This window comes from Pseudomonas folii (assembly GCF_014357575.1).
Lineage (GTDB): Bacteria > Pseudomonadota > Gammaproteobacteria > Pseudomonadales > Pseudomonadaceae > Aquipseudomonas > Aquipseudomonas folii.
Genome location: NZ_JACONW010000102.1, coordinates 1 through 21,693, shown reverse-complemented (window position 1 = coordinate 21,693; position 21,693 = coordinate 1). Strand labels below are relative to the sequence as shown.

Below are 21,693 nucleotides of genomic sequence, written 5' to 3'. Positions count from 1 at the left end.
GGCTAAAGCCGGTCCCACGTCGTCAACCAGCTTGCGGGCGCACATAGAATCTACAGATTGACACAAGGCTGAATTTATCGAGGCAATGCTAAACTCCCGCACTTCGTTCAGCGGCCCCATCCTCGTGTCTATCAGCCCCATCCACTGGCAACCCAACGCGCCGCTCCAACGGCTCAATCTGCCTTGGCTCGTCAGTGCCGGTGTCGAGGTTGCGGTACTGCGCCTGGACCTCATCGATCCGCTGATCAGTGGCAACAAGTGGTTCAAGCTTGCCCATCACCTGGCGGCGGCCAGTGAGGTGAATGCGAAAGGCGTTATCAGTCTGGGCGGCGCGCATTCCAATCATCTGCATGCGTTGGCCGCTGCGGGCAAGCGGTTTGGTTTTGCCACGGTCGGTCTGTTGCGTGGTCATGCTGTGGAGACGCCAACCACCGTCGATCTACAAGCGTTCGGCATGCAACTGCACTGGCTTGGCTACGCCGGTTATCGCGCACGGCATGAACCTGACTTCTGGTCGTCGTGGCTGACGCAATACCCTGATTTCTACCCGATCCCGGAAGGCGGCGGAGGTTTGCCCGGCGCGCTGGGTTGTGCCGGGTTGCTGAAGATGGTGCGCGAGCAACTGAGCGACCTGGGATGGAGTGATTATCACGGTTGGTGGCTGGCTGCCGGGACGGGTACAACGCTGGCGGGTCTGGTCCTGGCAGAAGAGGGCGCGCACCTGGTGTATGGGGCCATGGCGGTTCCGGATGATCATGGGGTTGAGCAGAATGTCGCGGCAATTCTGGAGCATTGCAAAACCGGTAGGAGCGAACTTGTTCGCGAAGCGTCTAGCCTGACACACCGCCTCGCGAACAAGTTCGCTCCTACCGATGACTACATCCTCATCAGCGCCTCCCGTGGCGGCTTTGCCAAAACCGATCCGCAGCTGCTGGATTTCATCGCTACCAGTGAATCCCAAAGCGGCATCCCCCTCGAACCGCTGTACACCGGCAAGGCGCTGATGGCCCTGCACGATGAGGTAGTCGCCGGGCGTTTTCAGGCGGGCACGCGGCTGATTTTCATCCACACCGGCGGCCTGCAAGGGCGACGAGCGATGGGCTTGTAATCATTGATCCAAAGCCTCTGGCATGAATCATGCGCTATCGAACAGCGGTGGGGTCGGTCCTGACTACGCGGATGACACTTTCAGAGTGAGCCGTCCCGGTGACTGTCCCGATAATCGATAGCTTCCTGATGAAATGTCGAGGTCCAGCATGACAAGCGCCGCTACAGAGCAAGTCAGCCCGAAAACGCTGAGAAAAGTGATTGTCGCCGCCGCCATCGGCAATTTCGTCGAATGGTTCGACTTCGCGGTTTATGGTTTTCTCGCCACGGCTATCGCCCAACAGTTCTTTCCCAGCGGCGACGCCAGTGCGGCGCTGCTGAAAACGTTCGCGGTATTCGCAGTGGCCTTTGCATTCCGGCCTTTGGGCGGGATCTTCTTCGGCATGCTTGGCGACCGGATCGGCCGCAAACGAACCCTGGCAATGACCATTCTATTGATGGCCGCAGCCACGACATTGATTGGCCTATTGCCCACTTACGCGGCAATTGGCGTGATGGCGCCGATTCTGTTGACGGTCATTCGTTGTGCGCAGGGTTTTTCAGCGGGCGGCGAATACGCCGGTGCCTGCGCCTATCTCATGGAGCATGCGCCCAGCGACAAACGCGCCTGGTACGGCAGCTTTGTCCCGGTCTCGACGTTTTCCGCGTTCGCCGCAGCAGCGGTAGTCGCTTACGCCCTTGAAGCGTCACTGACGCCGGAAGCCATGGGCAGTTGGGGCTGGCGATTGCCTTTCCTGATTGCTGCACCCTTGGGGCTGGTCGGTCTGTATCTGCGCTGGAAGCTGGACGAGACGCCGGCATTCCAGGCCGTGACACAGGAGCATGACGTGGCCCATTCGCCCCTCAAGGAAACCCTGCGCAACCACGGCGCGGCAATCTGCTGCCTGGGCGCATTCGTGTCGCTGACGGCGTTGTCGTTCTATATGTTCACCACGTACTTCGCCACTTACCTGCAGGTGGCGGGTGGTCTGAGCCGTGCGGCGGCGTTGCTGGTGTCGTTGATCGCGTTGCTCTTCGCCGCCGCTATTTGCCCGCTGGCCGGGTTGTATTCCGACAAGGTGGGGCGCCGCGTGACGGTCATGAGCGCTTGTGCGCTGTTGATCGTGGTGGTCTTTCCGTCATTCCTGATGGCCAGTTCCGGCTCGTTCGCGGCGTCTATCGTGGGTGTGATGCTGCTGGCAGTTGGCGCGGTACTGTGTGGCGTGGTCACGGCAGCACTGCTCTCGGAAACCTTTCCGACCCGCACGCGCTATACCGCTTCGGCGATCACCTATAACATGGCTTATACGATCTTTGGTGGCACCGCGCCGTTGATGGCGACGTGGCTGATCACGACCACTGGAAGCAACTTGTCCCCTGCGTTCTACCTGATCGCGGTTGCGTTGCTGGCACTGGCGGGCGGCCTGGCCTTGCCGGAGACCTCGCGAATATCGCTGCACGATGTGCCGACGGGGGAGAAGGGCGTGTCTGTTGGGGCTACGGCTTGACTGGCTCCTGCAAAAGGAAATACAGCGACTGAATTGAAATGCATTTTCTGTAGGAGCTGCCGAAGGCTGCGATTGAGGTGTGTCGGGATGAATGCTTCGCAGCCTTCGGCAGCTCCTACCGAATCAGGCATGCAAAACCAGATTTCTCGCAACAAAATGTAGCGGCCATGCCCCAAAAAATGGCACATTGGCGGACCTTGTGCCGCTGACATATCTTGCAATAACCGGGTCGTGGCACATCCAATAGCTTCGCGGATGAACTCCATGGACGTAAGCAACGCCTCCACCAGCGCAATTCCCGCTGCAACTCCCCCGACAACCAGCACCAGCAGCCCGTTGGTCATGCGTATCATCGGTGCTGTGGCGCTGGCGCATCTGGTCAACGACTTGATTCAGGCGGTGCTGCCGTCGATCTACCCGCTGCTCAAGGAAAGCTATGGCCTGACCTTTACGCAGATCGGCCTGATTACCCTGACGTTCCAGATCACTGCATCGCTGTTGCAGCCGTGGGTGGGTTACTACACCGACCGCCATCCCAATCCGCTGGTATTGCCAGTCGGTTCGCTGTGTACCTTGATCGGCATTCTGATGCTGTCCATGGTGGGCAGCTTCCCAATGATTCTGCTGGCGTCGGCCTTGATTGGTATCGGCTCTTCGACCTTTCACCCCGAAGCCTCACGCATCGCGCGGCTGGCGTCGGGGGGACGGTTTGGGCTGGCGCAGTCAACCTTTCAGGTGGGCGGCAACACCGGTTCAGCGCTTGGCCCTTTGCTGGCGGCGGCGATCATTATTCCGTTCGGTCAGGGTCATGTGGCCTGGTTCGGCCTGATCGCATTGTTTTCCGTAGGCTTGCTGTACGGCATCAGCCGCTGGTATCGCACTCACTTGAACCTGTTCAAGCTCAAGCAAGGCCAGGCCGCGAGTCATGGCTTGTCGAAAGGTCGTGTCACTGGCGCGCTGGTTGTGCTGGCGTTTCTGATTTTCTCCAAGTTCTTCTACATGTCGAGCATCACCAGTTACTTCACCTTTTACCTGATCGAGAAGTTCGACCTGTCGGTGGCTAACTCCCAGCTGTACCTGTTTCTGTTTCTTGGAGCGGTGGCCGCAGGTACGTTCTTCGGCGGTCCGATTGGTGACCGGATTGGCCGTAAAGCGGTGATCTGGTTCTCGATTCTCGGCGCTGCGCCGTTCACCCTTGCGCTGCCCTATGCCGATCTGTTCTGGACCAGCGTGCTGAGCGTGATCATCGGCTTCATTCTGGCGTCGGCGTTTTCCGCCATCGTGGTCTATGCCCAGGAACTGGTGCCAGGCAATGTCGGCATGATCGCCGGGATCTTCTTCGGCCTGATGTTCGGGTTTGGCGGGATCGGTGCGGCCTTGCTGGGTTATCTGGCTGACAGCCACGGCATCCTGTTCGTCTACAACCTGTGTTCGTACCTGCCGCTGCTGGGGATCATGGCGATTCTGCTGCCGCGCACTAAAAAGGCCGCCTGACGATCAGACGGGCGAAGCGGGTAACGCGATTGGCTGATCCTCAAGCTGAACCGTGTTGCTCGTATCGCCCAGCCGAGGCCAGATGTCCGAAACCAGAAACACCCGTTCGGCCTCCTCCCATTCGCCCTCGCCATTTTCTGTCAGCCGTACCAGCAGTTGCGCCGGCGCCAGCGGATCAAGCTGCTCCAGCCATTGCTGCAGTTGTGGTTCGGTCCAGGCTTCGGCGTAATGGGCAGGGGCCAGCCAGGCGTGTCGAGGCAGCAACTGCCAGCGACCTTCGGGGCGTTGCGCGGTAAACGCCTGCCAGTCCTTTTGATGCAGCCAACTGCCGCGCAAGTGCTGATCATGTGCACCACGCGGGGAGTCTGTCTGGCCGGGCCACGGATAAAGCAGATAGCCGCCCAGCCATAATTGGGCATCGAACCTGTCGACGCCCAGCGTCGCGAGCAATTCACGGCTTTCCGGGCGCGCTGAGATCGGTAGTTGATGTCGGCTCAGATGGGCAAGTTTGAGGTCAAGCCGATCACGGCAACCCGGGCCCAGCCACTGCGCAGGATCGCTGCCGTCGCCTTGCTGCGGCCCCAGATAGAGTTTTATCGCCAACTCCACGTGGTGCACGCCGTCGGCGTCGCGCAGCAGCATGTCCAGCTCACCCAGGGTTTGCCCGCCCAGACGAATCGGCAGGTTAGCAGCGATCATTTCGACACCGGGGGCCTGCGCCACTGCAAATTGCCACAAGCGCTCGTAATACAAACCCAGCCGTCGGGTTGCGCCCAGTGCCAGCCAGTGGAGCAGGGCGCTGCTGTCCTGATCCAGCCTGAATAGAAAATCTGCCAATAGCTGCGGTTGTTGCACCCAGTCGCTGGCCGTCAATGGATGACGCTGCGGCCACGGCGTTTCGCCCAGCATCGGCGGCGCAAGAATCACCCAGGCCAGGTCCCGCACTTGCGGCGTGCGTAACTGGCGGGGCAGGTGGGTGAGGCTGGGGAAGAGAGTCATGAGCGCAGGATAGCCTTAACTGGCAACCATCGGTCAAAGTAGGAGCTGCCGAAGGCTGCGATCGGCCGGGAACCGGACGTTTAATCAGACCTGTGGAAGGTCGTTCCGACCTTTTCGCAGCCTTCGGCAGCTCCTACAGGGCGAACATCCGGGAACGATCAATTGCCGCTACCCCGGCCTTTCGCCCATAATCCCTGTCTTTAGCCGCATCGAACCCCGCAGGAGCCCCATGGAGCAATTTCGTAATATCGGCATCATCGGCCGCCTGGGCAGTGTTCAGGTGCTTGATACCGTGCGCCGACTCAAGAAATTCCTGCTGGAACGGCACCTGCACGTCATTCTGGAAGACACCATTGCCGAAGCGTTGCCCGGCCACAGCCTGCAAACCTCGTCGCGCAAGATGCTAGGCGAAGTCTGCGACCTGGTGATTGTGGTCGGTGGCGATGGCAGCCTTCTGGGCGCAGCCCGTGCGCTGGCCAAACACAATACGCCGGTACTGGGCATCAACCGTGGCAGCCTGGGCTTCCTCACCGATATTCGCCCCGACGAGCTGGAAGTCAAAGTCGCCGAAGTGCTCGACGGCCACTATCTGGTGGAAAACCGCTTCCTGTTGCAGGCCGAGGTCCGCCGCCACGGCGAAGCCATCGGTCAGGGCGACGCGCTCAACGATGTGGTGCTGCACCCCGGCAAGTCGACGCGGATGATCGAATTCGAGATCTACATCGACGGCCAGTTCGTCTGCAGCCAGAAGGCCGACGGCCTGATCGTCGCCACGCCTACCGGTTCGACCGCTTACGCGCTGTCCGCTGGCGGGCCGATCATGCATCCCAAGCTGGATGCCATCGTGATTGTGCCGATGTACCCGCACACCTTGTCCGGCCGGCCGATTGTGGTGGACGGCAACAGTGAGCTGAAAATCGTGGTCTCAAAGGACATGACGATTTATCCGCAAGTCTCCTGCGACGGCCAGAACCACTTCACCTGCGCGCCGGGCGACACCATCACGGTCAGCAAGAAGCCGCAGAAACTGCGCCTGATCCACCCACTGGATCACAACTATTACGAAGTCTGTCGCACCAAGCTTGGCTGGGGTAGCCGACTTGGTGGTGGAGGCGACTGATGCTCGATCCCGCGCGTAGCTACGATTTGATCGGTGACGTGCATGGATGTGCCCATACGCTGCAAAAACTGCTCAGCGTGTTGGGTTATCGCTTTCAGGCGGGCGTGTGGCGCCACCCTGAACGCATCGCGTTATTCCTCGGCGACATCATCGACCGCGGTCCACTGATTCGCGAGTCGCTGCATATCGTCCGTGACATGGTGCTGGCCGGTCACGCGCTGTGCATCATGGGCAACCACGAGTTCAACGCGTTGGGCTGGCACACACCGGCCCCGCCGGAGAGCGGCAAGCAGTTCGTCCGGGAACACTCGCTTCGCCACAGTCGGCTGATGGGCGAGACGCTGACGCAGTTCGAAGCCTATCCGGATGAGTGGAAAGAATTCGTCGACTGGTTCTACGAATTGCCGCTGTTCATGGATGCCGGACGTTTCCGCGTGGTGCACGCTTGCTGGGATGCCAGCCTGATCACACCGTTGATCACCATGCATGGCGGTGGCTGCATCAATCAGGAGTTCGTCCAGGCCTCGGCGGTGCAGGGCAGTTTTGCCTGCGCAGTGTTCGATCGCTTGTTGCGCGGCACTGACATGCGCTTGCCCCACGGCATCACCCTGACCGGTGGCGATGGCCTGACCCGTGAGTTTTTCCGCACCAAGTTCTGGGAAGACGACCCGCAAACCTACGGCGACGTGGTGTTTCAGCCGGATGCGTTGCCGGAAGGCGTCGCCAAGACGCCACTTTCTACGACTGAAAAGAACGCCTTGCTGCGCTATGGCGCTGACGAGCCGATGCTGTTCGTCGGCCATTACTGGCGCAGCGGTATTCCCGCACCCATCCGGCCGAACCTCGCCTGCCTGGATTACAGCGCCGTGCTCTACGGCAAACTGGTCGCCTATCGGCTGGACCAGGAAACCTGCATCGATCCGGACAAGTTTGTCTGGGTTGATGTTGAACGTCCCGAGGCTGTTTGATGAGTCCTGTTGCTGTATTGCGTCTGCCATTGACCACCGACCTGAGTGGTTTTATCAGCCTGCTGAACCGTCTGCGCGTGCCCCACCGGGTGAGTGAGGAAGCCGGGGAGCAAGTCCTTTGGGTGCCGGATACGCCGCAACTGGCGGATGATATTCGGGCGCTTTATCAGCAATACCCGGAGGGCGATGAGCACTATGAACTGCCAGCGGGTGAGCAGAGCACCAGCGCGCCGCGGTCCGGTTTCGTTCAGCAACTGCGCGACAGCCCGGTGACCACGCTGGTGCTGCTGGCATGTTTGATCGTAGGCGCCATTACCCTGCTGGGGGAAAACCTCGATGCAGTGCGCTGGCTGACCTTTCTCGATTTCCGTGTGCAGGGTGAATACGCGACGTTCCTGCCGCTGGGCGACAGTCTGGCAGCCGGTCAGTGGTGGCGGATCGTCACGCCGATGTTGATTCACTTCGGCATCCTGCATCTGGCCATGAACGCCATGTGGTACTGGGAGCTGGGGCGTCGTATCGAGTGGCGTCAAGGCAGTTTGCATCTGCTGGGTCTGACGCTGTTGTTCAGCGCTGTATCCAATACCGTTCAATACCAGTTCAGCGGTGCCAGCCTGTTTGGCGGGTTGTCCGGGGTGCTGTATGGCCTGCTGGGTCACTGCTGGATCTTTCAATTGCTCGCGCCCAACCCCATCTATCGTTTACCGCGCGGTGTGCTGGTGATGATGCTGGTCTGGTTGGTGCTGTGTCTGTCAGGGTTGGTCGGCATGCTGGGCTTTGGCGAAATCGCCAACGGTGCCCATGTCGGCGGGCTGATCATCGGTTGTGTCACAGGTCTGATTGGCGGGGCAATTGCTCGGATCAAGGCCTGATGTTGAATGCTGTTTAATGAAGAGTCAGGAGTGCGCTATGTCCTCTTTTGCCGAAATGATTGAAAACATCACCCCCGATATCTACGAAAGCCTGAAGCTGGCGGTAGAAATCGGGAAGTGGTCCGATGGCCGCAAGCTTACTCAGGAACAGCGCGAGCTGTCCTTGCAGGCGTTGATCGCCTGGGAAATGCAGAACTTGCCGGAAGACCAGCGCACCGGTTACATGGGCCCGCAGGAATGTGCGTCCAAGTCCACCACTGTGCCGAATATCCTGTTCAAGTCGGATGCCATCCATTGATTGAGATTGGTCGTGGAGCAGTCAACAAAATGTCGGCGCGGCTTAATGCCTCGCAGGTTGAATATGCGTTTCGTCTGGGCGATACCGAGATTCCGGTCAACCCGCTGATTGGCAAAACGGTGCGTCTGGAGTTCCTGGGTGCGATTCATTGCAGCCATTGCGGGCGCAGGACCAAGTCCAGCTACAGCCAGGGTTACTGCTACCCGTGCATGCTCAAGCTGGCGCAGTGTGACATCTGCATCATGAGCCCGGAAAAATGCCACCACGAGCACGGCACGTGTCGTGATCCGGCGTGGGGCGAGCAATTCTGCATGACCGATCACGTGGTGTATCTGGCCAACTCGTCGGGCGTCAAAGTCGGTATTACCCGTGCCACCCAGTTGCCGACCCGCTGGCTGGATCAGGGCGCCAGTCAGGCGCTGCCAATCATGCGCGTTGCGACCCGCCAGCAATCCGGTTTCGTCGAGGACTTGCTGCGCAGCCAGGTGGCCGACCGCACCAACTGGCGCGCGCTGCTTAAAGGCGATGCCCAGCCGGTGGACCTGGCCGCCATTCGCCAGCAACTGTTCGACAGTTGCGCTGAAGGTCTGGCCGGATTGCAAGAACGATTCGGCTTGCAGGCCATCCAAATGCTGCATGACGTCGAACCGATCGAAATCCGTTACCCCGTTGAGGCGTACCCGACCAAGATCGTCAGCTTCAATCTGGACAAGAACCCGATCGCCGAAGGCACATTGTTGGGCATCAAGGGCCAGTACCTGATTTTCGATACCGGCGTGATCAATATTCGTAAATACACGGCTTATCAGCTCGCCGTGCATCAGTAAGAGGACTCATCATGCGCACCGAACAACCGCAAATGATCTACCTGAAGGACTATCAGGCTCCTGAGTACCTCATCGACGAAACGCACCTGACGTTCGAGCTGTTCGATGACCACTCGCTGGTTCACGCGCAATTGGTGATGCGCCGCAACCCAGAGCGCGGCGCGGGCTTGCCGCCGCTGGTGCTGGACGGTCAGTTGCTGGAGCTGCTGTCGGTCAAGCTGGGCGACGTCGAGTTGAGCGCCGCTGATTACCAGTTGACCCCGGACCACCTGACCCTGCATCCCACCGCTGAGTCGTTCACGGTCGACACCAGCGTGCGCATCCACCCGGAAACCAATACCGCACTGGAAGGACTGTACAAATCCAGCGGCATGTTCTGTACCCAGTGCGAGGCCGAAGGCTTCCGCAAGATCACCTATTACCTCGACCGCCCGGACGTGATGAGCAAGTTCACCACGACCCTGAGCGCCGACAAGCACAACTTCCCGGTCTTGCTCTCCAACGGCAACCCGATTGCCAGCGGACCGGAAGATGACGGTCGGCACTGGGCCACCTGGGAAGACCCGTTCATGAAACCGGCGTACCTGTTTGCGCTGGTGGCCGGTGATCTGTGGTGCGTCGAAGACAAGTTCACTACCGTGAGCGAGCGCGAAGTGACTCTGCGCATTTACGTCGAGCCGGAAAACATCGACAAATGCCAGCACGCCATGACCAGCCTGAAGAAGTCCATGCGTTGGGATGAAGAAGCCTACGGCCGTGAGTACGACCTGGATATCTTCATGATCGTCGCCGTGAACGACTTCAACATGGGCGCCATGGAGAACAAAGGTCTCAACATCTTCAACTCCAGCGCCGTGCTGGCCCGCGCCGAAACCGCCACCGATGCCGCGCACCAGCGGGTCGAGGCCATCGTCGCCCACGAATACTTTCATAACTGGTCGGGCAACCGTGTCACCTGCCGTGACTGGTTTCAACTGTCCCTGAAAGAAGGCTTCACGGTTTACCGTGATTCCGGGTTTTCGGCAGACATGAACTCGGCCACGGTCAAGCGCATTCAGGACGTGGCCTATCTGCGTACCCACCAGTTCGCCGAAGATGCCGGCCCGATGGCCCACGCTGTGCGCCCGGACAGCTTTATCGAGATTTCCAACTTCTACACCCTGACCGTGTACGAAAAAGGCTCGGAAGTCGTCGGCATGCTTCACACGCTGCTGGGAGCACAAGGCTTCCGCAAAGGCAGTGACCTGTACTTTGAGCGCCATGACGGCCAGGCCGTGACCTGTGATGACTTCATCAAGGCCATGGAAGATGCCAATGGCGTCGACCTGACCCAGTTCAAACGCTGGTACAGCCAGGCCGGTACGCCGCGTCTGGCGGTCAGCGAGTCTTATGACAGCGCTGCGAAAACCTACAGCCTGACCTTCCGTCAGAGCTGCCCGACTACACCGGGTCAGCCGGGCGAGAGCAAAAAACCTTTCGTGATTCCGGTAGAGCTGGGCTTGCTGGACAAGCAGGGCGGCGAAATTCCATTGCGCCTGCAAGGCGAAGACGCCGCTGCTGGCAACACGCGGGTGATTTCCGTCACCGAAGCCGAACAGACCTTCACCTTCGTTGATGTCGCTGAACAGCCTTTGCCATCGTTGCTACGCGGTTTCTCGGCACCGGTGAAACTCAGCTTCCCGTACAACCGCGACCAGTTGATGTTCCTCATGCAGCATGACAGTGACGGCTTCAACCGCTGGGATGCGGGCCAGCAACTGTCCGTGCAGGTACTGCAGGAATTGATCGGCCAACATCAGAAAGGCCAGCCGCTGGTGCTGGATCAGCGTCTGATTACCGCATTGGGCACCGTTCTGGCGGATACCTCGCTGGATCAGGCGATGATTGCCGAAATGCTCTCGTTGCCGGGCGAAGCCTACCTGACCGAAATCAGTGAAGTGGCGGACGTCGATGCCATCCACGCTGCCCGGGAGTTTGTTCGCAAGCAGCTTTCCGACAGCCTGTTCGACGGTCTGTGGGCGCGTTACACGGCTAATCGCAAGGTGTCGAAAGCCACCGAATACGTGGCTGAAGCCGAGCACTTTGCCCGGCGCGCTCTGCAAAACATCAGCCTTTCGTACCTGATGCTCAGCCAGAAACCGGAAGTGCTGGCCGCCACCATTGAACAGTTCGACACCAGTGACAACATGACGGAACGGTTGACGGCCCTTGCAGTACTGGTCAACTCGCCGTTCACCGCCGAGAAAGACAAGGCGCTGGCGGTGTTTGCCGAGAACTTCAAAGACAATCCGCTGGTCATGGACCAATGGTTCAGCGTTCAGGCAGGCAGCCCGCTGCCGGGTGGCCTGGAACGGGTCAAGGCATTGATGCAGCACCCGGCGTTCAACATCAAGAACCCGAACAAGGTCCGTGCGCTTATCGGCGCTTTTGCTGGCCAGAACCTGATCAATTTCCACGCGGCGGACGGCTCTGGCTATCGCTTCCTGGCCGATCTGGTGATCCAGCTCAACGGCTTCAACCCACAGATCGCCTCCCGCCAATTGGCGCCCCTGACCCGCTGGCGCAAATACGACAGCAAACGTCAGGCGCTGATGAAAGCCGAACTGGTGCGCATCCGTGATTCGGGCGAGCTTTCCAGTGACGTGTACGAGGTAGTGAGCAAAAGCCTCGCTGAATAACGGCAACAGCAACTGTTGCTATAGGGGCCTTCCGTGCAAGCGGCAGGCCCTTTTTCATTGGGCTAATCCGGTCCCACTGGGCTAGCAAGCTCTGCGCTCAGATGGGGTCAGCTGATGACGTGGGACCGGCTTCAGCCGGGAAAGGGCCAGTACAATCGCTGCATCTTTATCGTCAGGTATTCAGCATTCCCGGCTAAAGCCGGTCCCACTTTCAGGATCAGCGTGAATCTCAGGCATATACGTAGGGGATTTCCAACACTCTACGTGGATGTTTCACACGTCGAGCAATGCATCCGACTGGCAGAGACGTCCTGCAAACTCGCCCATCCTTTCGACCCCGTGTTGCGTGAGCTATGGCTTATCAGTTCTGACCTTGGCAGGCCGGAGCGTCAAACCCTGCCTACACTGGGATGGCCCCATTTCCTGTAGGAGCTGCCGAAGGCTGCGAACGCGTCAGTTCAGATAAATCGCTTTCGCAGCCTTCGGCAGCTCCTACAGAGGCGAGTATTGCCTGCATCACCCCAACTGATAACCCACCAATCACACAAGAGACCTCGACCAAAGATAGCCATATGTCGATTGTCATGAGTTTCCAAAGCTGGATAGGATAGGTCGGCTTCCAGAAGCCTAAGGCTAGAGCGCTTGGCCTCGGCTAACCTAATAAAAATAAAATGGGAAAGGGGACGCTTCATGAGTGAGCCTGTAAATCGGCGCACGCAGTCCGGTGGGCATACGGCCGTCGGCTGGCCATTGGCATTACGGATGGGCAAACCCCTGGCGGCACTCTGTTCGCTGCTTGCTGCGTTGACTTTGTCGAGTGCACCCACGTTATCGATGGCGGCCACTGAAAGCGCGCCTGAAAAGGCTGACCCAGCTCAAACCACGCTGTACTCCATCGAATCCGCACGAGCCTCTCGCAGTCTGCTGCTGGACGTCGCCCATGCCGGTGCGCGTCTGGTCGTAGTGGGCGAGCGCGGACATATTCTGTATTCCGACGATCAGGGCAAGACCTGGATTCAGGCCAAAGTACCCACCCGTCAGCTCCTGACGGCGGTGTATTTCGTCGATGACAAACACGGCTGGGCCGTCGGTCATGATGCGCAGATTCTCGCCAGCAACGATGGCGGTGTGAGTTGGGTCAAGCAATTCGAAGACCTGTCCCGTGAAGCGCCGTTGCTGGATGTCTGGTTCAAGGACACTTCAACCGGTTTTGCCGTGGGGGCCTACGGTATGTTGCTGACCACGCTGGATGGCGGCCAACACTGGGAAGACGTCAGCGACCGCCTCGACAATGAAGATCAGTACCACCTCAATGGCATTACCCAGGTTGCGGGCAGCGGCTTGTTCGTAGTGGGCGAGGCGGGCGCCATGTTCCGTTCGGGTGACGACGGCGAATCCTGGGAAAAGCTTGAAGGGCCTTATCAAGGGTCGCTGTTCGGCGCCATGGGTACCGGTCAGCCCGGCACGCTGCTGGTTTACGGGTTGCGCGGCAATCTCTATCGCTCCACCGACTTCGGCGATACCTGGGAACCCATTGAACTGAAAGCTGCCCGCGGGCCGCTGGAGTTCGGGCTGGCCAACGCGACCTTGCTGGACGACGGTTCGCTGGTGCTGGTGGGTAATGGCGGCAGCGTGATGCGCAGCACCGACAATGGCCTGAGCTTTCAAGTGTTCAACCGTCCCGACCGGATTTCGCTGTCCGGGGTGACGGCCGATGCGCAGGGCAATCTGATTCTGGTTGGACAGGGAGGCGTACGCGTCACCTCGCCGACGGGCGCCGAGTCTAGCCAACAATAAGAACGATCAGGGCGGGGAAAATCCGGCATGAGTAATCTGCACGACACTCAGCAGCACAGCGACGACAAGGCAACCTTTCTCGAACGCTTGATCTTCAATAATCGGCCTGCAGTCATTGTCATCTGCCTGCTGGTCAGCATTCTGTTGTTCTGGCAGGCAACACTGGTTCGGCCATCGACCAGTTTTGAAAAAATGATCCCGCTGGATCATCCGTTTATCCAGAACATGATGAAGCACCGCAACGACCTGGCCAATCTGGGCAACACGGTACGCATCTCGGTCGAAGCGCTGGATGGCGACATCTTCTCAAGGCAATACATGGAGACCCTGCGGGAAATCAACGACGAGGTGTTCTACATACCCGGTGTTGACCGTTCAGGCCTGAAATCCCTGTGGAGTCCCAGCGTGCGCTGGACGGAAGTGACGGAGGAGGGCTTTGCCGGTGGTGAGGTCATCCCGCAGAGCTACGACGGTTCCGACGATAGCCTCGATCAGTTGCGTAACAACGTGCTCAAGTCCGGGCAGGTCGGGCGTCTGGTGGCCAACGACTTCAAGTCGAGCATCGTGGATGTGCCCTTGCTGGAGTCCTACCCGGACCCTGCAGATCAGGGCAAGCTGCTCAAGCTGGACTACCAGCAGTTCTCTCATCAACTGGAAGAGAAAATTCGCGACAAGTACCAGGCGCAGAACCCGAACATCAAGATCCATATCGTCGGCTTCGCCAAGAAGGTCGGCGACCTGATCGACGGCCTGGTGATGGTGGTGCTGTTCTTTGGTGTCGCCTTTGTCATTACGTTGGTGTTGTTGATCTGGTTTACGCGCTGTATCCGCAGCACCGTCGCCGTATTGAGTACGACGCTGATTGCGGTGGTCTGGCAACTGGGTTTGATGCATGTGGTGGGGTTCGGTCTGGACCCGTATTCGATGCTGGTGCCGTTTCTGATCTTCGCCATCGGTATTTCCCACGGCGTGCAGAAGATCAACGGTATCGCCCTGCAATCCAGTGACGCCGAGAACGCCTTGACCGCAGCGCGGCGCACGTTTCGCCAATTGTTCCTGCCGGGCATGATCGCGATTCTGGCGGACGCGGTGGGTTTCATCACGTTGCTGATCATCGACATCGGAGTGATTCGCGAGCTGGCCATTGGCGCATCGATTGGTGTGGCGGTCATCGTGTTCACCAACCTGATTCTGTTGCCGGTCGCCATTTCCTACGCGGGTATCAGTAAGAGGGCAGTGAGCCGCAGCAAGCAAGATGCCGTCTCCGAACATCCGTTCTGGCGTTTACTCTCCGGATTTGCCAGCGCCAAAGTCGCTCCGGTATCCATCGTATTGGCACTGCTCGCCTTCGGTGGCGGGCTTTGGTACAGCCAGAACCTGAAAATCGGCGACCTCGATCAGGGGGCGCCGGAACTGCGTCCCGACTCGCGCTACAACCAGGACAACAGCTTCATCATCAACCACTATTCCACCAGCTCCGATGTGCTGGTGGTGATGGTCAAAACGCCTCGCGAAGGGTGCTCGGCTTACCCGACCATGTCCGCCATCAACGAACTGACCTGGAAGATGGAGAACACGCCGGGCGTGCAGTCGGCAATATCACTGGTCACAGTCTCCAAACAGGTCATCAAGGGCATGAACGAGGGCAACCTGAAATGGGAAGCGCTATCGCGCAACAAGGACGTACTCAACAGCTCCATTGCCCGTGACGATGGCCTGTACAACAACGATTGCTCGCTGGCGCCATTAATGGTTTTTCTTAACGACCACAAGGCCGAAACCCTGGACCGTGCCGTGCATGCTGTGCAGGAATTCGCCGCCGAAAACAATCGTGAAGGCCTGGAATTCCTGCTCGCAGCAGGCAACGCCGGGATCGAGGCGGCCACCAACGAGGTGATCAAACGCTCCGAGTTGACCATCCTGATTCTGGTCTACATCTGTGTGGCGGCCATGTGCATGATCACCTTCCGCTCGTGGGCTGCGACGCTGTGCATCGTGTTGCCGCTGGTGCTGACCTCGGTGCTGGGTAACGCGCTCATGGCGTTCATGGGCATCGGCGTCAAAGTCGCGACCTTGCCGGTGGTGGCGCTAGGGGTAGGGATTGGTGTCGATTACGGCATCTACATCTATAGCCGTCTGGAAAGCTTTCTGCGCGCAGGTCTGCCGTTGCAGGAGGCGTATTACGAAACCCTGAAATCCACGGGCAAAGCGGTGCTCTTCACCGGCTTGTGTCTGGCGATTGGCGTGTGTACCTGGATCTTCTCGGCGATCAAGTTCCAGGCCGACATGGGCCTGATGCTGACCTTCATGCTGCTGTGGAACATGTTCGGCGCGCTGTGGCTGCTGCCAGCGCTGGCGCGGTTCCTGATCAAACCGGAGAAGATGGCGGGCAAGGTGGGGAATTCGTTGTTTTCACATTGAGATCAGCCCGGTAGGAGCGAACTTGTTCGCGAGGCGGTGTGACTGCCACACCGCGTTGCCTGTCTCGCCAACAAGTTGGCTCCTACCCTGTTGAGCGAAAATAGGCCTACAACCCCAACTCCCGCCCCAACACGACGCTCAACGCATTCCTCGCATCATCAAGTTGCACCAGCGTTGCGTGCCGTGCGCCCAGTGCGTCTCGGTTTTCGATGGCGGTGAGGATTGCCTTGTGCCGCGGCAATGCCAGCTCATGCAGGTTAGGCCGCTTGTTGGAATGCTTGAGCGCTTCGCGTAATGCCAGCGAGAGCATGTTGCACAGGTGTGCGAGCAAGTCGTTGTGAGTCGCGTCGGCTATCCGGCTGTGGAAGTCCAGGTCGGGTTGCAACAGTGCTTCAGGATTTGGCGCAGCTTCCATGCGTTGATACGCCTCGCCAATAGACGCGATCTCTTCATCGGTGGCGTGTTGCGCAGCAAGGGCGGCTACAGCAGGTTCGATGACCGCACGGACGCTGGTCAGCAAATTGAAGAATTCATTTTGTGGCGTGCACTGCATGATCCAGTGCAAAACATCCGGGTCGAGCAGGTGCCATTCACGACGGGCTTTTACCACCGTGCCAACGCGCGGCCGGGAGTACACCAACCCCTTGGCCACCAGCACCCGTGTGGCTTCACGCAACACCGGTCGGCTGACGGCGTACTCCTCGCAGAGCAACGCTTCGGCAGGCAGCTTTTCATCAGGCTTGAAACGTCCGGAGACGATCTGCATGCCCAGCTCCTGAACGATGCGGGCGTGCATGCTTTTACGGTCGGAAGGCTTTCGGTAATCCATGGGGACGCAAGTCGATCCTGAGCGATGAGTGCGGGGCATCATAGCATCGGCGCGGTTCAGGGCGTACGGGGTCCGGTAGGAGCGAACTTGTTCGCGAGACGCCTATACAGGTGATAGATGACCGTCGCCTGCAGAATCACCTCGCGAACAAGTTCGCTCCTACCGTTGTCACCGTTTCGGGTAGGAGGCAACTTGTTGCCGAGAGGTATCACGCGGTGAGTCAGGTCTGTCGCCTCGCGAACAAGTTCGCTCCTACCGGTTGGTACCGTTTCGGGTAGGAGGCAACTTGTTGCCGAGAGGTATCACGCGGTGAGTCAGGTCTGTCACCTCGCGAACAAGTTCGCTCCTACCGTTATGTGCTGCTCATCAATGCGAATGCCTTGGCACCTCAGCCCCACGCATGCCCACCAGGAAGTCAAAGTCGCAACCCTGATCGGCCTGCAGCACATGCTTCACATACAGCTCGCGATAGCCGCCTACCAACAGTTGCTGTTGTTGCGGTGGCTGCCAGTCGGCCAGGCGGGCGGCGAGTTCGGCGTCGGGAATGTCCAGATGCAAACGGCCGCTGTCGCAGTCGAGTTCGATCCAGTCACCTTCCTGCACCACCGCCAACGGGCCACCGGCGGCCGCTTCGGGTGCCACGTGCAAAACCACAGTGCCGTAGGCCGTGCCGCTCATGCGCGCATCGGAAATCCGCACCATGTCAGTCACGCCTTGGGCCAGCAGTTTGGCAGGCAAGCCCATGTTGCCCACTTCGGCCATGCCCGGATAACCCTTTGGGCCGCAGTTTTTCATGACCATGATCGAGTTGGCGTCGATGTCCAGATCCGGGTCGTTGATCCGGGCTTTGTACATGTCGAAGTTCTCGAACACCACCGCGCGGCCACGGTGTTTCATCAATGAAGCGGTAGCAGCCGAAGGCTTGAGCACTGCACCCAGTGGCGCCAGGTTGCCGCGCAATACGCAGATGCCGCCGTCAGCGCGGATCGGATTGTCCAGCGCGCGGATCACTTCGTCTTCGCCGTAGATCGGCGCGTTCTGAGTATTCTCGCGAATGGATTTGCCATTGACGGTCAGCGCGTCGGGATTGGGCAGCAGATTGGCTTCGTCCATGCGTCGCAGCACAGCGGGCAGGCCACCGGCGTAGTAGAACTCTTCCATCAGGAAACGCCCGGATGGCTGCAGGTCGACGATGGTCGGCATGCCGCGACCCATGCGGGTCCAGTCATCCAGCTCCAGGTCGACACCGATGCGACCGGCGATGGCTTTCAAATGGATCACGGCGTTGGTTGAGCCGCCAATCGCCGCGTTGACCCGAATCGCGTTTTCGAACGCCGCCTTGGTCAGAATCTTCGACAGCCGCAGGTCTTCTTTGACCATTTCCACGGCGCGCATGCCCGACATATGGGCGAGCACATAACGTCGTGAGTCCACGGCCGGAATCGCCGCGTTATGGGGCAGGGAAGTACCCAGTGCTTCGGCCATGCACGCCATGGTAGAGGCGGTGCCCATGGTGTTACAGGTGCCCGCCGAACGCGACATATCGCCTTCTGCCGCGAGGAAATCGTCAAGGGTGATTTGCCCGCCTTTATAAGCCTCGTGCATTTGCCAGACCACGGTGCCGGAGCCGATGTCCTTGCCTTTGTGTTTGCCGTTGAGCATCGGCCCGCCGGTGACCACGATGGCGGGAACGTCGCAACTGGCCGCGCCCATCAGCAGGGCCGGTGTGGTTTTGTCACAACCGGTGAGCAGCACTACGCCGTCGATGGGGTTGCCGCGAATCGCTTCTTCGACATCCATGCTGGTCAGGTTGCGGGTAAACATCGCTGTGGGGCGCAGATTGGATTCACCGTTGGAGAACACCGGGAATTCCACGGGCCAGCCGCCTGCTTCAATCACACCGCGTTTGACATGCTCGGCGATTTGCCGGAAGTGGGCGTTGCAAGGGGTGAGTTCCGACCATGTGTTGCAGATGCCGATGATGGGCTTGCCCTGAAACTGGTGATCGGCGATGCCCTGATTCTTCATCCAGCTGCGGTACATGAAGCCGTTCTTGTCGGCAGTACCAAACCATTGGGCAGAACGCAGGGGTTTTTTTTCGGAATCAGACATGATCAGCTCTCTTATTGTAAGACTTAATGGCTTTTCTGCTGGTTAAGTTAAGCGCAAATTCGCCTTATTGGAAGTGTTGTTAGCTAAATAGTAATACTATATAGTCGATTTCAAGTGAGGGACGACCGTGGCTGCTGCATCCATATGCTTCAGGCCAGAGGCGATCTCCACTCCATAACAAGAACAATTGGAGATCGCACACATGAGCCAGGAACTGAGGCTTATTCGCCGCATCACCCTGAAATTGATTCCCTTCCTGATCCTGCTGTACCTGATCGCTTATGTGGACCGCTCTGCCGTGGGCTTCGCCAAGTTGCACATGGGCGCGGACATCGGTATCGGCGACGCAGCCTATGGGCTGGGCGCCGGGTTGTTTTTCATCGGCTATTTTCTGTTTGAAATCCCCAGCAACCTGATGCTTGAACGCTTCGGCGCCCGCCGTTGGTTCGCGCGAATCATGATTACCTGGGGCGCGATTACCATCGGCATGGCCTTCGTGCAGGGTCCGCACAGCTTTTACGTGATGCGTTTTCTGCTGGGCGCGGCCGAGGCGGGCTTCTTTCCGGGCGTGCTGTACTACATCACACAGTGGTTCCCGGTCCGCCATCGCGGCAAGATCCTCGGTCTGTTCATCCTTTCCCAACCGATTGCCATGATGATCACCGGTCCAGTGTCCGGTGGTTTGCTGGGCATGGACGGCGTGCTGGGTCTGCACGGTTGGCAGTGGCTGTTTATTGTCATCGGCACCCCGGCCATCCTGCTGACCTGGCCGGTGCTGCGCTGGCTGCCGGACGGTCCACACCAGGTTAAATGGATGAATGAGACCGAGAAAAACTGGCTCACCGGTGAATTGAAAAAGGACCTGGAAGAGTACGGCCAGACGCGTCACGGCAATCCATTGCATGCCTTGAAGGACAGACGCGTCCTGCTGTTGGCGCTGTTTTACCTGCCCGTGACGTTGAGCATTTATGGTCTTGGCCTGTGGCTGCCGACACTGATCAAACAATTCGGTGGGACGGATCTGGTCACCGGTTTCGTGTCCTCGGTGCCTTACATCTTCGGCATCATCGGTTTGCTGATCGTCCCGCGCAGTTCCGACCGACTGAACGACCGTTACGGACACCTCGCCGTGCTTTACGTGCTGGGTGCCATCGGCCTTTTCCTGAGTGCCTGGCTGACACTGCCGGTCGCGCAATTGGCGGCGCTGTGTCTGGTGGCCTTCGCGTTGTTCTCCTGCACTGCCGTGTTCTGGACCTTGCCCGGTCGTTTTTTTGCGGGCGCCAGTGCGGCGGCCGGGATCGCCCTGATCAACTCGGTGGGCAATCTCGGTGGCTACATCGGCCCGTTCGTGATCGGCGCACTCAAGGAATACACCGGCAACCTGGCTTCGGGTTTGTACTTCCTGTCCGGGGTGATGGTCTTCGGGCTGCTCTTGACCGGCGTTGTGTACCACCTGCTGGAACGCAAACATGTACTGCCCGCCAGCGACTTCGCCGCCAGCGCCCGCGGCCGTCAGGCCTGACGCTTAATGGCGCGGAACCTGTGGGAGCGGTGCTTGCCCGCGATAAGGCTGGACGCAATTCACTTTAGGTCGCGTGGACCTTATCGCGGGCAAGCACCGCTCCCACAGGGTAAATGCCTCGCCTGCAATGAATCTGAAAGGAGAAACCCATGAACCTAGTGCAATTCGAACTCAGCAATGGCCAGCGTCGTGTCGGTCTGGTAGACGGCGATCTGATCCGTGAAGTGCAGGGCGTGCACAGTGTGCGTGATCTGGCGTTATCCGCTATCGACGCAGGTATTGGTCTGGCGCAGCAGGTCGATAAACAGGGCTTCGGCGAAAGCCATGATTACGCGCAACTGTTGCAGGATCTGCGCATTCTGCCGCCGCTGGACCATCCCGATCCTTCGCATGTGCTGGTCAGCGGCACCGGCCTGACTCACTTGGGCAGCGCCTCTGCTCGGGACAAGATGCACCAGCAAGCGGGTGACGAAGCGGCGATGACCGACACCATGCGCATCTTCAAATGGGGCGTGGAGGGCGGTAAGCCTGAGGCCGGGCAGGCGGGCGTGCAGCCTGAATGGTTTTACAAGGGGGACGGCAGCATCGTCGTGCGTCCCGGCGCGAACTTCTCACTGCCGCCATTCGCCGAAGATGGCGGCGAAGAACCCGAACTCAGCGGCCTGTATGTAATTGGCAACGACGGCAAACCCTATCGCCTGGGTTTCGCCATCGGCAACGAGTATTCCGACCACATTATGGAGCGCCGTAATTACCTTTACCTGGCGCACTCGAAACTGCGTGCCTGTTCTTTTGGTCCGGAACTGCGAATTGGTGAGCTACCGCAGAATCTGGCCGGGACCAGCCGTGTGCTGCGCGACGGCGAGGTGCTATGGGAGAAGGAATTCCTCAGTGGCGAAGCGAACATGTGCCACAGCCTGGAAAACCTCGAATACCACCACTTCAAATACAGCCAGTTCCTGCGTCCGGGTGATGTGCATGTGCACTTCTTCGGCACCGCTACACTTTCTTTTGCCGATGGCGTGCGGACTCAGCCGGGAGATCAGTTCCAGATCAGCCAGGTGGAGTTCGGCAAGCCGCTGGTGAACGGGATCGAGAAGATCGAAGCCGCGTTTTTGCCGGGCGGAATTGGGCAATTGTGAGGGCTTGACCCGTTGGAATG

General features: G+C 59.1%; 16 protein-coding genes. 13 read left to right on the top strand and 3 right to left on the bottom strand.

The window, feature by feature from the left end; translation table 11 throughout:
- Positions 1 to 85: 85 nt before the first annotated feature.
- From H8S59_RS18975 to H8S59_RS18965, 3 genes are all read left to right on the top strand, one after another.
- Positions 86 to 1,108 carry a 1-aminocyclopropane-1-carboxylate deaminase/D-cysteine desulfhydrase gene (locus H8S59_RS18975; protein WP_187522426.1) on the top strand — a complete coding sequence of 341 codons (1,023 nt, stop codon included), beginning with the start codon at positions 86 to 88 and terminating at the stop codon, positions 1,106 to 1,108.
- Between the two features lie 148 nt (positions 1,109 to 1,256).
- Positions 1,257 to 2,594, top strand: coding sequence for an MFS transporter (locus H8S59_RS18970; protein ID WP_095093347.1), 1,338 nt, complete (start codon positions 1,257 to 1,259; stop codon positions 2,592 to 2,594).
- 264 nt (positions 2,595 to 2,858) lie between these two features.
- A complete protein-coding gene (locus tag H8S59_RS18965) occupies positions 2,859 to 4,088 on the top strand; it encodes an MFS transporter (protein ID WP_187522425.1) in 1,230 nt (409 codons plus the stop codon).
- 3 nt (positions 4,089 to 4,091) lie between these two features.
- Here H8S59_RS18965 and H8S59_RS18960 read toward each other — a convergent pair whose 3' ends face one another.
- Entirely contained in the window at positions 4,092 to 5,087 is a 996-nt protein-coding gene (locus H8S59_RS18960) for a DUF1853 family protein (protein ID WP_187522424.1), read from the bottom strand.
- 229 nt (positions 5,088 to 5,316) lie between these two features.
- On the opposite strand from H8S59_RS18960, the gene H8S59_RS18955 reads away from it, so the two are divergent.
- From H8S59_RS18955 to H8S59_RS18920, 8 genes are all read left to right on the top strand, one after another.
- Positions 5,317 to 6,207, top strand: coding sequence for an NAD(+) kinase (locus H8S59_RS18955; RefSeq protein WP_095093343.1), 891 nt, complete (start codon positions 5,317 to 5,319; stop codon positions 6,205 to 6,207).
- Positions 6,207 to 7,175 (top strand): metallophosphoesterase, encoded by a 969-nt coding sequence (locus H8S59_RS18950; RefSeq protein WP_095093342.1) that lies wholly within the window; start codon positions 6,207 to 6,209, stop codon positions 7,173 to 7,175. The genes H8S59_RS18955 and H8S59_RS18950 overlap by 1 nt, the downstream gene beginning before the upstream one ends.
- On the top strand, positions 7,175 to 8,047 hold the full coding sequence (locus H8S59_RS18945) for a rhomboid family intramembrane serine protease (protein WP_187522423.1): 873 nt from the start codon (positions 7,175 to 7,177) through the stop codon (positions 8,045 to 8,047). The genes H8S59_RS18950 and H8S59_RS18945 overlap by 1 nt, the downstream gene beginning before the upstream one ends.
- 37 nt (positions 8,048 to 8,084) lie before the next feature.
- Positions 8,085 to 8,345: a YeaC family protein gene (locus H8S59_RS18940; RefSeq protein WP_095093340.1), complete on the top strand. Its 261-nt coding sequence runs from the start codon at positions 8,085 to 8,087 to the stop codon at positions 8,343 to 8,345.
- A complete protein-coding gene (locus H8S59_RS18935) occupies positions 8,342 to 9,172 on the top strand; it encodes a DUF2797 domain-containing protein (protein ID WP_176469788.1) in 831 nt (276 codons plus the stop codon). The genes H8S59_RS18940 and H8S59_RS18935 overlap by 4 nt, the downstream gene beginning before the upstream one ends.
- 11 nt (positions 9,173 to 9,183) lie before the next feature.
- Positions 9,184 to 11,850 carry an aminopeptidase N gene (gene pepN / locus H8S59_RS18930; protein WP_187522422.1) on the top strand — a complete coding sequence of 889 codons (2,667 nt, stop codon included), beginning with the start codon at positions 9,184 to 9,186 and terminating at the stop codon, positions 11,848 to 11,850.
- A gap of 690 nt (positions 11,851 to 12,540) precedes the next feature.
- Entirely contained in the window at positions 12,541 to 13,647 is a 1,107-nt protein-coding gene (locus tag H8S59_RS18925; protein ID WP_246475456.1) for a WD40/YVTN/BNR-like repeat-containing protein, read from the top strand.
- A gap of 36 nt (positions 13,648 to 13,683) precedes the next feature.
- Positions 13,684 to 16,068: an efflux RND transporter permease subunit gene (locus H8S59_RS18920; protein ID WP_425504588.1), complete on the top strand. Its 2,385-nt coding sequence runs from the start codon at positions 13,684 to 13,686 to the stop codon at positions 16,066 to 16,068.
- Between the two features lie 106 nt (positions 16,069 to 16,174).
- Here the strand turns inward: H8S59_RS18920 and H8S59_RS18915 are convergent, their stop codons facing one another.
- Together H8S59_RS18915 and H8S59_RS18910 are read right to left on the bottom strand one after the other, a co-directional pair.
- Complete coding sequence (locus H8S59_RS18915) at positions 16,175 to 16,897, bottom strand: FadR/GntR family transcriptional regulator (protein ID WP_095093336.1); 723 nt, start codon at positions 16,895 to 16,897, stop codon at positions 16,175 to 16,177.
- Positions 16,898 to 17,263: 366 nt separating this feature from the next.
- Positions 17,264 to 19,009, bottom strand: coding sequence for an IlvD/Edd family dehydratase (locus H8S59_RS18910; protein WP_095093335.1), 1,746 nt, complete (start codon positions 19,007 to 19,009; stop codon positions 17,264 to 17,266).
- A 202-nt stretch (positions 19,010 to 19,211) separates the two neighbouring features.
- Here H8S59_RS18910 and H8S59_RS18905 point away from each other — a divergent pair, with 202 nt between their 5' ends.
- A complete protein-coding gene (locus tag H8S59_RS18905; protein ID WP_187522420.1) occupies positions 19,212 to 20,531 on the top strand; it encodes an MFS transporter in 1,320 nt (439 codons plus the stop codon).
- Between the two features lie 149 nt (positions 20,532 to 20,680).
- Positions 20,681 to 21,673 carry an AraD1 family protein gene (araD1, locus tag H8S59_RS18900; protein WP_187522419.1) on the top strand — a complete coding sequence of 331 codons (993 nt, stop codon included), beginning with the start codon at positions 20,681 to 20,683 and terminating at the stop codon, positions 21,671 to 21,673.
- Positions 21,674 to 21,693: the final 20 nt, after the last annotated feature.